The organism is Pseudonocardia sp. ICBG1034 (genome assembly GCF_020131375.1).
Classification (GTDB): domain Bacteria; phylum Actinomycetota; class Actinomycetes; order Mycobacteriales; family Pseudonocardiaceae; genus Pseudonocardia; species Pseudonocardia alni.
This window is the reverse complement of record NZ_JAHLEK010000017.1, coordinates 698,224-712,665: the sequence shown is the minus strand read 5'-3', so window position 1 is coordinate 712,665 and position 14,442 is coordinate 698,224. Positions and strand designations below refer to the sequence as shown.

Here is a 14,442-nt window from a genome sequence, read left to right as displayed (position 1 = left end):
GGCCGGCCCGGCACCACGGTCAGCTGGTGATGTCCTTGGTGCGGAACCGCCACGCCGCGAGCCCCAGGAACCCGGTGGCGTAGCAGACCGCGGAGAACGTCCCGTAGGTCATGTCCGACCAGTCGACGTCGGTCGCCAGCAGCGCCGACCAGGCGTCGCCGTAGTGGGTCGGGAGGAAGTCCCGGATGATCCCCAGGTCCTCGATCTGGTCGATGATCTGGGAGACGATCGAGGCCATCACCGCGCCGCCGACCGCGCCCAGCGGGGCGTCGGTGCTCACCGACAGCAGCAGCGCCAGCCCGGCCACCCAGCTCAGCTGCACGGTCACGTACAGCGCGCCGAGCATCACCCGCCCGGCCGCGCTCCAGAACGGCAGCGACTCCCCGATCGGCGAGACCAGGTCCCCGGTGCCGTAGGCGATCGCCCCCACCACCAGTGACGCGACCGGCAGCAGCAGCAGCGCCGCCACCGACAGCACCCCCGCGACGACGGCCTTCTGCCGCAGCAGCCGCGCCCGCGGCACCGGGACGGCCAGCAGGTAGCGCAGCGACGACCACGACGCCTCCGAGGCCACCGTGTCGCCGAAGAACAGCGCGACCAGCACCACCAGCAGGAAGCTCGCCGAGGCGAACAGCGTGAACACCGCGAAGTTCGCGGCGCTGCCCGACGCCAGGTCGACCAGGCTCGGGCCACGGGCGCCGGGCTCGTCGTCGCCGAGGGAGAACGCCGCCCACAGGATGATCGGCATCGCCACCACCAGCGCGAACGCGACCTGGGTGCGACGGCGCTGGAGCTGGCGGACCAGCTCGGTGCGCAGCGGCATGGTCCGTCCCGGGACGGCGGGCGGCGCGGCCCGGCCGCTCACGAGGTCGCCGACGTGCCCGCGGCGGGTCGAGAGCTGACGGTCGTCACTCACGAGGTACCTCCGACGTCGCGCCCCTCGGGGCCCACCAGTTCCAGGAACGCGTCCTCCAGCCGCCCGCGCGGCCCGGCCGCGCTGACCGCGACCCCGCCGGACACCAGCGCGGCGACGGCGTCGGCGCGGGCGGTGCCGTCGAGATGGGCGTGCACGACGCCCGGCTGGTCCCCGGTGACGACGTCGGTGACGCCGTCGAGGGCGGCCAGCACCGCCGCGGCCCGGCCGGTGTCGTCCACGGTGAACGACGAGCCGCCCCCGGCCGCCATCAGCTCGGCGACCGTCCCCGCGGCGACGACCGTGCCGCGGTGCATGACCACGACCTCCGAGCAGGTCTGCTCCACCTCCGACAGCAGGTGGCTGGACACGAGCACGGTCCGGCCGCCCGCGGCGTAGCGGCGCAGCAGCTCGCGCATCGCGTGGATCTGGGGCGGGTCGAGCCCGTTGGTGGGCTCGTCGAGGATGAGCAGCTCGGGCAGGCCCAGCATCGCCTGCGCGATCGCGAGGCGCTGCCGCATGCCCTGGGAGTAGGTGCCGACGCGGCGGTGCACCGAGTCGCCGAGCCCGGCGATCTCCAGCGTCTCCTCCATCCGCGCCTGCTCCGGCGGGCGCCCGGTGGCCTCCCAGTAGAGCCGCAGGTTCTCCGCGCCCGACAGGTGCGGCAGGAACCCGGGGCCCTCGACGAACGCGCCGATCCGGGACAGCACCGCCGCGCCGGGACGGATGGGACGGCCGAACGCCGTCATCGTCCCGGCGGTGGGTGCGATCAGGCCCATGAGCATGCGCAGGACGGTCGTCTTGCCGGCGCCGTTCGGGCCGAGCAGGCCGAGCACCGCGCCGCGCGGCACGGTGAACGACACGTCCGACACCGCGGCGAACCCGTTGCGGTAGGTCTTCGCCAGCCCGCCGACGACCAGCGGCGGAGCGTCGCCGGGCACGTCGTCGTCGGAGGGCTCGGTCCGGCGCGACCGCAGCCGCGCCACCAGCCACACCAGGAGTGCCGCGGCCAGCACCGCGGCGATCCCGAGCACCGGCCACAGCGGGACGGTCCCCGCCGACTCGGTGCGGCCGGGCACCTGGGGCACCGACAGCGCGGTGTCCCCGGCGAGCCCGACCCGCCACACGGCCGGGTCGGCCCCGGAGTCGTAGCCCTGGTCGGTCGTCGACAGCTGCACCAGCAGGCGGCTGCCCGCCTGCACCGGCGCGACGACGCCGGGCAGCGTCACCGTCGCCTCGGCGGGGGAGCCGTCGGCGGGGACGGCGATCCGCAGCGGCGCGACGGCGTTGCCCAGCAGCGTGCTGCGCCCGTCGGGGGTGAGCGTGGTGAGCGACGCGAACAGCACCGCGGTGTCCGGGGCGGGCTGTCCGGCGACCCGCGCGACGCGCACCGTCACCCGCGGCGCCCCGGAGGGCTGCATCGCGTCGGCGACGGGTGCGGTGAGGAACCGGGCGGACTGGCCCGGCGTCGTCAGGCCGGACAGGCCGCCGAGCGAGCCCAGCGACCCGAGCGCCGAGCCGAGGCCGGGCAGCGACGTGAGCGCCGACGGGTTCCCGCCCGGCGGGTGGACGACGGTCTGCTCGCCGCCCTCCAGGGGCAGCGCGGTCGTCGGGGCGGGTCCGGAGCCCGCGGTCAGGCCGGGGTAGGCCCCGGCGAGGACGGTCCGGCCGGTGGGGGTGTCGCCGCGGGTGCGGACGGTGCTGCGGACCTGGTAGGCGAAGGGGGCCTCGGCGAGACCACCGGTGGTGCCCTCCGCCGCGGGCAGGCCCCGCAGGTGCTGGTCGAACCAGTCGGCGACGCGGGCGCGGACCTCGGAGTCGGGGCCGCCGCCGTCGTGGCCGCCCGCGAACCACAGCACCGACACCGGGGTGCCGTTCGCGGCGATCTGGCGGGCGTTCGCGTCGGCCTGGTCGAGGCCGAACAGGGTGTCCTGCTCGCCCTGGACCAGCAGCGTCGGTGCGGTGATCCGGTCGGTGACGGTCGCGGGGGAGGAGCGGCGGAGCAGCTCGGCCAGCTCCGGGGAGACGCGGCCGGTGCGGGCGGCCTCGCCGTAGGCGGCGCAGACGTCGCGGGCGAAGCGTCCGCAGATCGGGTCCGACGCCGGCCGCGACGCGTCCGGTGCACGGCCGGTGGCCGCGCCGGGCGCCGTGGCGCCTCCCGGACCGGCCGCGGTGCCGGCGGCGGTGCCCGGTCCCGCGGTGCCGGCGCCGTCCGGCCCGGACGCGCCCGCGGTGCCGGTGCCGTCGGAGGAGGACGCCCCGCCCGAGGACGAGCCGAAACCGCTCCCACCGCCGGAGCCGCCGGAACCGGAGCCACCGAGCCCGCCGGAGGAGCCGGCGGCGGCACCCGCCGGGGAGTCCCCGCCCGCGGGCACCCGGCCACCGGAGCCGAAGAACACCCCGGCCCAGCCGCTCTTGAACACCCCGTCGCCGGCGCCCGCACCGGCCGCGGGCGTGCCCGGCGGCGTCGCACCGGCCGGGACGGCGTTGTTGGGGAACAGCGCCTGGCCCAGGTCGTTCCAGGTGATCACCGGCACGATCGCGTCGATCCGCCGGTCGTACCCGGCCAGCAGCAGGGCGAGGCCACCGCCGTAGGACCCACCGGTCACACCGACGCGGGGGTCGCCGTCGGCGTCGCGCTGCACGTCGGCGCGCGCGGCGAGACGGTCCACCAGCCGCGACGCGTCGGCCACCTCACGGTCGGGGTCGTCCAGCCCGATCGAGCCACCGGAGGCGCCGAAACCGCGCGCGGTCCAGGTCTGCACCACGTAGCCGCGGGCGGCGAGCTCGCGGGCGTCGGAGTCGACCGAGGCCTTGCTGCCGCCGAAGCCGTGCGCCACCAGCACCGCGGGCGCGGGGGAGGCCGCGGTCGCCGAGGCGGGGACGTAGAGCGAGGTGTCCAGGTCGATCGTGCCCGGCTGCCCGGGGCCGGCCGGGACGGCGACCTTCTCCTCGGTCACGGCGACCGCGCCGCCGTCGTCGGCCGCCGCCGCGGCGGACGCCGGCGCGGCGACCGGGACACCGGGTGCGGCCGACGCGGCCGGGGCGACCGCCAGCACCAGGGCGGCGACCGTCGCCGCCACGATCGGGGTACGGACCCACCGGGTCCGGGGGAGCACGTGCACGTCATCGAAACTACGCAGATCGCCGCGACCGCGTCGCCGGTCGGCGGGTGCGTCCCGCCACGCCCGCCGCCCGGCACCGTTCCGGCACGGGAACCGGCACCGGCCGCGGCGAACCGGGCACCCGGGATGAATGCCGCACCAACGGCGCGTGACCCCGGGGTGTCGCCGGGCGTTCACCCGACGTTCCGCCGTGCAACGCCGACCGGAGACCGCAGCCCGGCACCGTCACCGGGTGTGAGCGTCAACCCCACCGGAGAGACCCCCGGCGTCGGTGTCCCGCGGGCACTCGCCGTCGACATGACGATCGCCGACCAGCAGGACTGGCTCGCCGCCTTCCTGCGACGCCACCCCGTCAGCCGGCGCACCGCGCTGCGCGGCGGCGCCGGAGTCCTGGCGACCCTCGCGGCGTCCGGGTCGCCCTGGGCCCGCGGGGTGGCCGCGGCCGCCGCACCCGCGCCGGTGACCGTCGTCGGACGGCACCTGGCCTACGGGCCCGACCCGGCCCGCTCGATGTCGTTCTCCGGGGAGCTGACCGCGGCCCCGCCGCCCGGCCGGATGGTCGTCGACGTCGGCACCGACTCCGGGTTCGGGCTCACGCTCCCGGTGCAGGTCCGCCCGCTGGAGAGCCTCGTCCCGCAGGTGGACGGCAGCATCCGCGGAACCCGTCAGTGGTTCGCCCACGCCCGCGCCGACGGCCTGACCCCCGGCAGCCGCTACGTCTACCGGTTCCGCATCGAGGGCCCCGGCGGAACCACGGCGACCACCGCCACCAGCACCTTCCGCACGGCCGCGCCCCGCGGCACCCGGCACCGGTTCACCTTCACCGCCTTCGCCGACCAGGGCGTGAGCAGCGGTGGGGAGCCGAACCACTACAAGCCCGACGACACCCACCGCAGCCCGGCGCCCGCGGAGGCGCTGACCGCGCTCGTCGCCGCGGAGACACCCGCGTTCCACCTGCTCGCCGGCGACATCTGCTACGCCGACCCCTCCGGCGCGGGCAGGCCGGTCCGCAACGGCGCCCCGCAGGACGACGAGGCCCACGACAGCTTCGACCCCACCGTCTGGAGCACCTACTTCGCCGCGATCGAACGCTCGGCCGCGTCGACCCCGTGGATGTTCGCCACCGGCAACCACGACATGGAGGCGCTCTACGACCTGAACCGGGCCGACGGCCCCGCGCACGGCTACGCCGGTCACGCCGCCCGGCTCGCGCTGCCCGGGACCGGCCCCCGCGGCTGCCCCTCGGTGTACGCGTTCACCCACGGCACCGTCGGGGTCGTCAGCGTGGACGCCAACGACCTCTCCACCGAGATCCCGACCAACGCCGGCTACTCCGGCGGGACCCAGCTGACCTGGCTGGAGCGGACCCTGGCCGGCTGGCGCGCCGACCCGGACATCGACTGGATCGTGCTGTTCTTCCACCACTGCGCGTTCGCCACCTCGGGCTCGCACGCCTCCGACGCCGGGGTGCGACGGGCGCTGGCGCCGCTGTGCGACCGCTACCGGGTCGACCTGTGCGTGCAGGGCCACAACCACCAGTACGAGCGCACCGACCCCATCCGCGACGGCCGCCCCACCCGTCCGGCGCCGGACCGCTCCACCGTCCACCCGGAGACCGACGGCACCACCTACGTCTGCGTCGGCTCCGGCGGACGGCCCCGCTACCGCTGGCAGCCCGGCGAGACCGACAGCTTCCGCGGCCACGAGACCGAGCAGGCGCCGGTCACGAGCTTCCTGGCCGGTCCCGACGACCAGAAGCAGACCGAGACCGTCACCTGGTCGCGGACCCGCTACCTCGGCTACGCCTACCTGCGCTGCTCGGTGGTCCCCGGTTCCGGCGGCACCGACTCCCGGCTCGTCGTGCACGCGATCTCCGACCTCGGCGAGGAGATCGACATGGTCCGGCTCAGCCGTCGCACGCCCCGCTGAACCGGACACGAAGGACGACTTCCGGCCCGACCGGGTGCCCTGGGTCACCCCGACTCGCCATGCAACGGACCAGGGAGGACACTTCACCTACCGCAGGGGAGTATCCCTATCGCGGTGGTGTCGTCAGCACGGTGTCGTCGCGAGCGTGGTTCGCGAGCGGACCCGGCACCACCGGCCACGCTCGGCAGCCACAGCAACGGGCTGCCGTGGCGGGAGAGACCTCGGGCTGTCTCATGCTGCCCTGGTCTGGAGGAACTTCGTGAACGTGCCCCTGTGGGTCTGGCTGGTCACCATCGTCGGGTTCGTGCTGGTGATCGGCGCGGACCTGTGGCTCAACGACCACAAGCCGCACGCCGTGACCCTGGGCGAGGTCACCCGCTGGGTCGTCTTCTACGTGGCGCTGGCCGTCGCGTTCGGCTGCGGGGTCTGGTTCTTCTCCGGGGGCACCTACGCCGGCGAGTTCTTCGCCGGCTACCTGACCGAGTACTCGTTGTCGGTCGACAACCTGTTCGTCTTCCTCATCATCATGTCCGCGTTCAAGGTGCCGGTCCTCCACCAGCACCGGGTGCTGCTGGTCGGCATCGTGATCGCGCTGATCATGCGGAGCATCTTCATCGCCGCGGGCGCGGCGGTCATCGACCGCTTCAGCTGGGTGTTCTTCCTCTTCGCCGCGTTCCTCATCTACACCGCCGTCTCGCTGGTCAAGCAGGCTGCCGGCGGGGACGACGAGGAGTGGAAGGAGGGCCGGGTCCTGCAGTGGGTCCGCAAGGCATTCCCGGTCACCGACGACTACCACGGTGCCAAGACCACCGTGAAGATCGACGGCAAGCGCTGGCTGACCCCGATGCTGATCGTGATGATCGCCATCGGCGTCACCGACATCATGTTCGCCCTGGACTCGATCCCGGCGATCTTCGGCCTCACCCAGGAGCCCTACCTCGTCTTCACCGCGAACGCGTTCGCGCTGATGGGGCTGCGCCAGCTCTACTTCCTGCTCGGCGGTCTGCTCAACAAGCTGGTCTTCCTGTCCTACGGCCTCGCGGTGCTCCTCGCCTTCATCGGCGTCAAGCTCGCCCTGCACGCCCTGCACGAGAACGAGCTGCCCTTCATCAACGGCGGGGAGCCGGTCCCGGTCCCCGAGGTCGGGATCGGACTCTCGCTCGGCGTCATCGTCGGCGTCCTCGCGCTCACCACGATCGTCAGCCTCGTCGCGGTCCGGATGAAGCCCGAGCTGGCCGAGCAGGGCAGCGGGATCACCGCGCCGCCGCTGGCCCGCACCAAGGAGGAGGCCGCGCAGATCGAGGCCCAGGACGAGCAGGCCGACCACCGGGTGAGCGCGCCCCCGCGCGACTGAGACCCACCCTCCCCGGCGGGCAGTCCTCCGCCCCGGCGTCCGGTTCCCCATCGGACACCGGGGCGGACCCGTGTCCGGCGCCGGTCCGCGCGCTATGCCTGTGACCTGCGGAAACGATGGCGTTTACCGTGTCAAGTGTTGCATCGACAGGTGATCCCGTTCACGATCAGTCGATCCTGGCATCGTAGCGAGGGGCTGATGCATGATCCCGGTGATCGAATTCGTTCTGGGTGTCGCCGTGCTGGTCTACAGCGCGGAGAAGCTCATCGGCTATCTGGTCGGGGTGGCGAGCCGGTGGGCGATCTCGCTGTTCCTGATCGCCGTGGTCTTCACCGGGATCGAGTTCGATGATCTCGCGTTCGGCGTCGTGCTCAACCTGGAGGACCTCAGCGACGTCGCGCTCGGCGCCGTCATCGGCACCACGATCGCGCTGACCGGCATCGTGCTGGCGCTGGCCGCGATCATCGCGCCGACCCGCGTCGAGGTCCCGCGCGACTACCTCGCGCTCTACGTCGCCGCTCCGGTGGTGATGTTCCTGCTCGCGCTCGGCGGGCTGCTCACCGCCGGCACCGGCGTCGTGCTGATCCTGCTGTTCGTCGCCTTCGTCGGCTGGATCGCCTACCGCGAGTACTCGGCCCGACGGCCCGTCTGGCGCAACGCGGAGGTCTACGAGCAGCTGGAGAAGGCCGGTGTCGGCGCGGGCGGCAGCGGGACGTCGTCGGCCGGGTCGGGTGGTCCGCCCCGGCCCGACGAGGCCACCGGATCCCCGGGCTTCCGGCTGCCCGAGGACCTGCGCGTCGACGACGGCTTCCTCGCCGCGCGCGCACAGCCGCCCGGCCGGACGATCCTGTTCGCCGTGATCGCGCTGATCGGGCTCGTCGTCGGGGCGCTGATCGCCGGGCAGGGCACCGAGGGCATCCTCGAGACCTGGGCGATCAGCGGCACGGTCTTCGGGGTCACGATCGCGACCCTGGCCCTATCGCTGGAGGACCTCCTGATCACCGTCGAGCCCGCCCGCCGCGGGGCGCCGGAGATCGCCGTCGCCAACGTCCTGGGCAGCGTCGTGTTCTCGGTGACCGGCAAGCTCGGCGTGATCCTGCTGGTCGGCGGGGCGATCGTGGTCGACCCGACGGCCCTGGTCTGGCACCTGCCCGTGCTGCTCGGACTCACCGTCCTCTCGGCCGTGTTCCTCGGAACCGGGCGGATCCGCCGCTGGCACGGTGTCGTGCTGCTCGCGCTCTACATCGCCTACTTCGTCATCAGCCTCACCGTCTTCGGCGGCGTCCCCGTCGACGACTGAGCACCCGCAGGGAGGGACGATGCTCACCAAGAACCGGATGTCCGCGGCGCTCGTGGTCGTGGCCGCCGTGATCGGCCTGGTCCTCGTGTTCGGCACGGGCGAGGGCGCCCGCGACGACGATGACGACGACGCGGGCGGCCCGCCGGCGGTCACGCGGATGGACGACGACCGGCAGTCCCCGGCCGTCCCGGCGCAGCAGGACCCGGCGCCGGGGCAGCAGCAACCCGACGACGATGACGACGACTGAGGAGGCGCTAGAGGTGATGCAGCACGACGTCGTCGATGCGGCCGTCGTGCAGGGTCAGCGTCATCCAGGTGTGGGTCGGCATCCGGCGCCGGTCGGTCGGTGACCCCGGGTTCAGCAGGCGCAACCCGTCGGTCGTGGAGTCCCACGGGATGTGGGAGTGCCCGAACACCAGCAGGTCGGTCTCGGGGTGCGCGGCGAGCGCCCGGCGTTCGCGGCCCTGCTTCGGGCCCGTCTCGTGGGTGACGGCGACCCGGACTCCGCCGAGCGTCGCCCGCGCCGTCTCCGGCAGCCGGGCGCGCAGCGCGTCGCCGTCGTTGTTGCCCCAGCAGGCGAGTAGCCGGGCCGCGCGGCCCTCGACCCGGTCGAGCAGTTCCACCGAGGACCAGTCACCGGCGTGCACCACGACATCGGCGGCGTCGACGGCCTCCCACACCGGCCCGGGGAGCCCACCGGCGTGGGCCGCCCCGCGGCTCGGGTGGTGGGTGTCGGAGATCAGCAGGAGCGCGGTCAGCGCACGCCCACCAGGTCGCACACGAAGATCAGGGTCTCGTTCGGGGCGATGACGCCGCCCGCACCCTGGGCCCCGTAGCCCAGGTGCGGCGGGATCACGAGCCGGCGGCGGCCGCCGACCTTCATCCCGGCGACGCCGTTGTCCCAGCCGGAGATGACCTGGCCGGCGCCGAGGCCGAACTGCAGCGGCTGGCCGCGGTCGTAGGAGTTGTCGAACTCGCGGCCGGTGGACTGCGAGACGCCGACGTAGTGCACGGCGACGGTGTCCCCGGGCTTGGCCTCGGGGCCGTCGCCGACGGCCAGGTCCTGGGTCACGAGCTCGGTGGGCAGCGGGCCGTCGACGATCTCGACAGCGGGCTTCTGCGGTGCGGTCACGGGAGACCTCCTGGGAGACGTGCTCCTCCGGCCGGACGGGGAGGAGGCTGTGGTGCGCCACGACCTTGCCAGAGGGCTCCGCCGTACGCGCCCGGGGCCCGCCCCGCCGTGCGAGGCTGACCCCATGAGCGACTCCTCCCCGTCGTCCGCCGGGCTCTCCGAGGTGTGGACCGCCTGGCTGCGCGCGCTCGACGAGGCCGGGTTCCCGGCCACCGCCAACGTCCGCCCGCCGGCCTCACCGGAGGAGGTCCGGGCCGCGGAGGCCGTGTTCGGAGCGCCGTTCCCCGCCGACCTGGCCGCGCTCTACCTGCTCGCCGACGGTCAGCTGAACGACCACCCACGGGCCCCCGGACCCCGGCCCGAGGTGGCGACGAGCATCTTCCCCGCGACCTACCGCTTCGTCCCGCTCGACGAGGCCGTGGTGCAGTACCGCGGGTGGCTCGACGTCATCGAGGACGGGGACGACGACCACATCACCGTGCGGGAGGGTGACCCGGTGCGGGCCCGCTACTGGGATCCGGGCTGGTGGCCGCTGGCGGTCGACGGCGGCGGCAACGCCCTGGTCGTCGACACGGTGCCGGAGCCGGGCGGCGTGCGCGGGCAGGTCGTCGTCGCCGGGCCGGACGAGGACGAGCGCCGCCGTGTCGCGACGGGGGTGGCCGACTACCTGCACCGGTTGCTCGCGGAGCCGGCACCCGTCTGCGAGGACACCGGCGACGACGCCCCGGACCACCGGTTCTGGGACGTCCGGCACCTGCGCTGACGCGGCCGGTCCGGATCGGCCGTCCACGGTGGTGGATGCCCCGCGGTCAGCGGTGGGGCCGGGGGACGAGCTCGACGTCCACCGGTTCCGGTCCGTTCGCCCGGGCGACCGCGTCGGTCACGAGGTCGTGCTGCGGTGACAGGTGGCAGACCGGGTCGGTGGCCGCGGCGTCGCCGGTGAGCTGGAACGCCTGGCAGCGACAGCCGCCGAGGTCCACCTCCCGCCGGTCGCAGGTGCGGCACGGATCCTGCATCCAGTCCTCGCCGCGGTAGGCGGTGAACAGCGGTGCGGACGACCAGATCTCGGCCAGGCCGGCATCGCGCACCGAGGCCCGCGGCAGGGGCAGGGTCTGCGCGGCCGGGCAGGGCAGCGCGTCGCCGTCCGGGGCGACGGTCAGCTGCCGCTGCGCCCATCCGCCCATGCACGGCTTGGGGTACGCCGAGTAGTAGTCGGGCAGGACGTGCACGACCTCCATCCGGCCCGCGAGCCGGGCGCGGGCCGCAGTGACGACCACCTCGGCCCGGTCGAGCTGGTCGCGCGTCGGCAGCAGCGCCGAGCGGTTGCGCCACGCCCAGCCGTAGTACTGGGTGTTGGCCAGCTCCACCCGGTCCGCGCCGAGCCGCTCGACCAGGTCGACGATCTCGGCGATCCGGTCGATGTTCTGCCGGTGCAGCACGACGTTCACGGTCAGCGGCCAGCCCAGCTCGCGCACCAGCCGGCAGGCCTCGAGCTTCCGGTCGAAGGAGCGGATCCCGGCGATGCGGTCGGAGGTGGCGGGCTCGTCGGCCTGCACGCTGACCTGCACGTGGTCCAGGCCCGCCTCGCGCAGCTCGATCGCGCGCGGCCGGGACAGGCCCATGGCGCTGGTGACCAGGTTCGTGTACATACCCAGCTCGGACGCGGTGCGGACCAGCTCGGGCAGGTCACGTCGCAGCAGCGGCTCGCCGCCGGACAGATGGCACTGCAGCACGCCCATCGCGGCGGCCTCGGTGAAGACGCGCTGCCACTCGGTGGTGGTCATCTCGTCGTCGTAGCGGGCGAGCTCGATGGGGTTCGAGCAGTACGCGCACGCCAGCGGGCAGCGGTAGGTCAGCTCGGCGAGCAGCCCGAACGGGCGCGGGGCGGCGGTCATCCGAGGGCCACCAGACTGCGCGCCGCGAGCCGGCCGAGGTAGTCGCGGACCTGGTCGCCCACGGTGAGCGCGTCGGTCTCGTCGAAGTCCTCGACCAGCGCGGCGACGAGGTCGTCGACGGTGCGCTGCCCGTCGCACAGCCGCAGCACGGCGTGCCCCGTCCGGTTCAGCACGACGACGGTCTCCGGCCCGAGCAGCACCCAGCCGCCGGTCGGGCGGTCGGGCCGCATCCGCACGTGCCGGCCCAGCCGGGGCCGGGACTCCCCGGTGACCACGGGGAGCCGGCCCGTGCCGTCGCCGCGCCGCTGCGGGGGGACCTTCGCGGCGCCGGTCGCGCTGTCACGCGTAGGCATGATCGATCGCATCCATGACCGCCCACAGGACGTCGCACTTGAACGACAGGGCGGCCTCCGCGGCGTCCTGCTCCTGCGGGGTGTGGCAGTGCGCCAGCACGACCTCGAGCGCGTGCTCGGAGTCGCGGGGCGCCTGGAACAGCCGGTTGCGGAAGTACTGCAGCCCGGCCGGGTCGATCCAGGTGTAGTACTTCTCGAACGCGGCCAGCCGCTCGGCCATCAGGTCGGGCGCGAACAGCTCGGTCAGCGACGAGGCGACCGCCTCGACCCACGGCTTCGTCCGGGCGAAGGTGATGTAGGCGTCGACGGCGAAGCGCACGCCGGGCTGCACGTGGCGGTGGTCGGTGATCTCCGACCGGGTCAGCCCGCAGGCCTCGCCCAGCTGCAGCCAGGCCTCGATGCCGCCGCTCTCGGGCCCGTCCTCGGCTGTCCCGTCGTGGTCGGTGATCCGCCTGATCCAGCGCCGCCGGACCGCGACGTCCGGGCAGTTCGACAGGATCGCGGCGTCCTTGACCGGGATCGCCTCCTGGTAGGCGAACCGGTTCGCCACCCAGCCGCGGATCTGGTCGGGGGTCAGGGTCCCGTCGTTCATGCGGACGTGGAACGGGTGGGCGCTGTGATAGCTCGCGGCGTGCGCCCGCAGCCGTTCGACGAGTGCGTCGGATGCGGTCACTCAGATCTCCAGTTCCAGACCGTCGTATCCCACGAGCGCGCCGGCCTTCTCCACCTCGGCGCGTTCGTCGGAGTCGTCCAGCAGCATCGGGTTGGTGTTGTTGATGTGCACGTACACCGTGCGGCCCACGCGCAGCCCGTCGAGCCGTTCCAGGCTCCCGCCGGGACCGCCGACGTGCAGGTGCCCCATGTCGTGCGCGGTCTTCGCGGCCAGCCCGAGCCGGACCATCTCGTCGTCGAACCACGTGGTGCCGTCGACGAGCAGCAGGTCGGCCCCGTCGATCTCGGCGAGCACCGCGGGGGTCAGCTCCTGCACGCCCGGGAGATGGACGGCGAACCGTCCGGTCGCGGGGTCGGTGAACCGGTACCCCACGACGCGACCGGTGCCGTCGGTGCCGGTGCCCGGTCCGGCCGGCGCGGGCGCGAACCGGTCGTGCTTGGCGGTGGGGGCGTCGAACGCCCGGTAGACGAGTCCGCCGAGGTCGTGCTCCGCTCCCGGGACCACCTCGGTCCAGGTCACCGGGCAGAAACGCTCCAGGGTGGTGAGCAGGCCCGTCCCGGTGCGCAGGGTCCGCTCCGTCGCGGCGGTGGCGTGCACGTGCACACCGCGGCCCTCGCGCAGCAGGACCAGGCCCAGGGTGTGGTCGATCTCGGCGTCGGTCAGCAGGACGCCGTGCAACGGCGTGGTCCGGTCGCCGGTCGGGTGCAGGGCGGGGGAGTCGGCGAGCTGGGTGCGGACGTCGGGGGAGGCGTTGACCAGCCACCAGCGCTCCCCGTCGGGGCTGACGGCGATCGAGGACTGGGTGCGCGGGGTCGTCGGCCGTGTGCCGTCGCGGACCGCGCGGCAGCCCGGACAACCGCAGTTCCACTGCGGGAACCCGCCACCCGCGGCGGCTCCCAGCACCCGGATCCTCATCGCACCCCTCCCGTGTCGACGGCCGGGGGCCCGCGGTTCGCGCGCCCCCGGCCGTCGGGTCGCCTCACGCCTCGGTACGGGCGATGTACATCGTCACCTCGGGCGCGCAGCCGATCTCCTCGAACTCCGGCGCCTCCCAGTCGGTGGTCGGCTCCATGGCGATCACCTCCCTTCACGTCATCGTGGGGTGCGGTTCCGGTTCGGGAGGGCAGGTGACCCCACCCCCGGGATCTCATTTCCCCGGGCCGCTGGGTGATCACTTTCACACCGACCGGGGAGGAGTGTCAACCCCGGCATTCCGCTCGCTCCGAACCGATCGCAATGATAGCGGCGAGAGAGACATCCAGCAGCTCAGAGGTACCCGCAAACGGCGTTCACCGTACGGCGGACGATCAATGCAAGAATGTCGTCGGGCCCGGCCGAAATGGCAGCGAAATGAATCTTGCACTGCAGTGACGACGCATTTCCGCACCGGAACGGAGGTGCGCCGGCGATCCGGCTCCGGACCCCGGCGGAGCCTCTGACGTGCGGTGCGCGGATCCCCGACGCCGGCCGGACGATGTCGGAGCGGGGCGCAGCCCGGCGACAGGCCGGTGAATTCCCCGGTGCGTGCTGTGGTCGCCCATCGCCGAAACAGGTGTTTCACCCAATGATGTGCGCCCGGCGGCGGGATGGTGCGCGTGCCCCGTCCGCGGCGTCCCGGCGCCCCGACCTCCCGTCCGTCGGTCGGTCACGCCGCCGGTGGCGCACGGCGTACCGTTCGTTCCGGCGCCGTCAGCGTGTCGTACGACGGATCCCGCCGCGTGGCCCTTGTTCGTCCGTGCCCGGCCCGGACGCCGTGCACCAGGCCGCC

General features: G+C 73.9%; 14 protein-coding genes. 5 read left to right on the top strand and 9 right to left on the bottom strand.

Annotated elements, in window-relative coordinates; all coding sequences use genetic code 11:
* Positions 1-19: 19 nt before the first annotated feature.
* The gene (locus tag KPF22_RS18045) at positions 20-916 is read right to left on the bottom strand and encodes an ABC transporter permease (RefSeq protein ID WP_224402758.1); all 897 of its coding nucleotides are present in this window, start codon (positions 914-916) and stop codon (positions 20-22) included.
* Positions 913-4,032, bottom strand: coding sequence for an alpha/beta fold hydrolase (locus KPF22_RS18040; protein ID WP_374107511.1), 3,120 nt, complete (start codon positions 4,030-4,032; stop codon positions 913-915). The genes KPF22_RS18045 and KPF22_RS18040 overlap by 4 nt, the downstream gene beginning before the upstream one ends.
* Positions 4,033-4,272: 240 nt before the next feature.
* Here KPF22_RS18040 and KPF22_RS18035 point away from each other — a divergent pair, with 240 nt between their 5' ends.
* The 4 genes from KPF22_RS18035 (at position 4,273) to KPF22_RS18020 (ending at position 8,868) form a co-directional block, all read left to right on the top strand.
* Positions 4,273-5,967, top strand: coding sequence for a metallophosphoesterase (locus tag KPF22_RS18035; protein WP_224402756.1), 1,695 nt, complete (start codon positions 4,273-4,275; stop codon positions 5,965-5,967).
* Between the two features lie 259 nt (positions 5,968-6,226).
* Positions 6,227-7,321 carry a TerC family protein gene (locus KPF22_RS18030; protein WP_208823910.1) on the top strand — a complete coding sequence of 365 codons (1,095 nt, stop codon included), beginning with the start codon at positions 6,227-6,229 and terminating at the stop codon, positions 7,319-7,321.
* Positions 7,322-7,523: 202 nt separating this feature from the next.
* Positions 7,524-8,621, top strand: coding sequence for a sodium:calcium antiporter (locus tag KPF22_RS18025; protein ID WP_208823908.1), 1,098 nt, complete (start codon positions 7,524-7,526; stop codon positions 8,619-8,621).
* Positions 8,622-8,640: 19 nt separating this feature from the next.
* Complete coding sequence (locus KPF22_RS18020) at positions 8,641-8,868, top strand: hypothetical protein (RefSeq protein WP_208823906.1); 228 nt, start codon at positions 8,641-8,643, stop codon at positions 8,866-8,868.
* 7 nt (positions 8,869-8,875) lie between these two features.
* Here the strand turns inward: KPF22_RS18020 and KPF22_RS18015 are convergent, their stop codons facing one another.
* Together KPF22_RS18015 and KPF22_RS18010 are read right to left on the bottom strand one after the other, a co-directional pair.
* Complete coding sequence (locus KPF22_RS18015) at positions 8,876-9,400, bottom strand: metallophosphoesterase (RefSeq protein ID WP_307799621.1); 525 nt, start codon at positions 9,398-9,400, stop codon at positions 8,876-8,878.
* Complete coding sequence (locus KPF22_RS18010; RefSeq protein WP_208823904.1) at positions 9,376-9,753, bottom strand: FKBP-type peptidyl-prolyl cis-trans isomerase; 378 nt, start codon at positions 9,751-9,753, stop codon at positions 9,376-9,378. The genes KPF22_RS18015 and KPF22_RS18010 overlap by 25 nt, the downstream gene beginning before the upstream one ends.
* 124 nt (positions 9,754-9,877) lie before the next feature.
* Here KPF22_RS18010 and KPF22_RS18005 point away from each other — a divergent pair, with 124 nt between their 5' ends.
* Positions 9,878-10,516 (top strand): SMI1/KNR4 family protein, encoded by a 639-nt coding sequence (locus tag KPF22_RS18005; protein ID WP_208823902.1) that lies wholly within the window; start codon positions 9,878-9,880, stop codon positions 10,514-10,516.
* 46 nt (positions 10,517-10,562) lie between these two features.
* Here KPF22_RS18005 and pqqE read toward each other — a convergent pair whose 3' ends face one another.
* From pqqE to pqqA, 5 genes are all read right to left on the bottom strand, one after another.
* Positions 10,563-11,648: a pyrroloquinoline quinone biosynthesis protein PqqE gene (pqqE, locus tag KPF22_RS18000; protein ID WP_208823900.1), complete on the bottom strand. Its 1,086-nt coding sequence runs from the start codon at positions 11,646-11,648 to the stop codon at positions 10,563-10,565.
* A complete protein-coding gene (gene pqqD / locus KPF22_RS17995; RefSeq protein WP_208823898.1) occupies positions 11,645-12,001 on the bottom strand; it encodes a pyrroloquinoline quinone biosynthesis peptide chaperone PqqD in 357 nt (118 codons plus the stop codon). Before pqqD ends, pqqE begins: the two co-directional genes overlap by 4 nt.
* The gene (pqqC, locus tag KPF22_RS17990; RefSeq protein ID WP_062402795.1) at positions 11,988-12,674 is read right to left on the bottom strand and encodes a pyrroloquinoline-quinone synthase PqqC; all 687 of its coding nucleotides are present in this window, start codon (positions 12,672-12,674) and stop codon (positions 11,988-11,990) included. The genes pqqD and pqqC overlap by 14 nt, the downstream gene beginning before the upstream one ends.
* Complete coding sequence (gene pqqB, locus KPF22_RS17985) at positions 12,675-13,589, bottom strand: pyrroloquinoline quinone biosynthesis protein PqqB (protein WP_208823896.1); 915 nt, start codon at positions 13,587-13,589, stop codon at positions 12,675-12,677.
* Between the two features lie 64 nt (positions 13,590-13,653).
* Entirely contained in the window at positions 13,654-13,746 is a 93-nt protein-coding gene (pqqA, locus tag KPF22_RS17980; protein WP_073577122.1) for a pyrroloquinoline quinone precursor peptide PqqA, read from the bottom strand.
* Positions 13,747-14,442 lie beyond the last annotated feature (696 nt).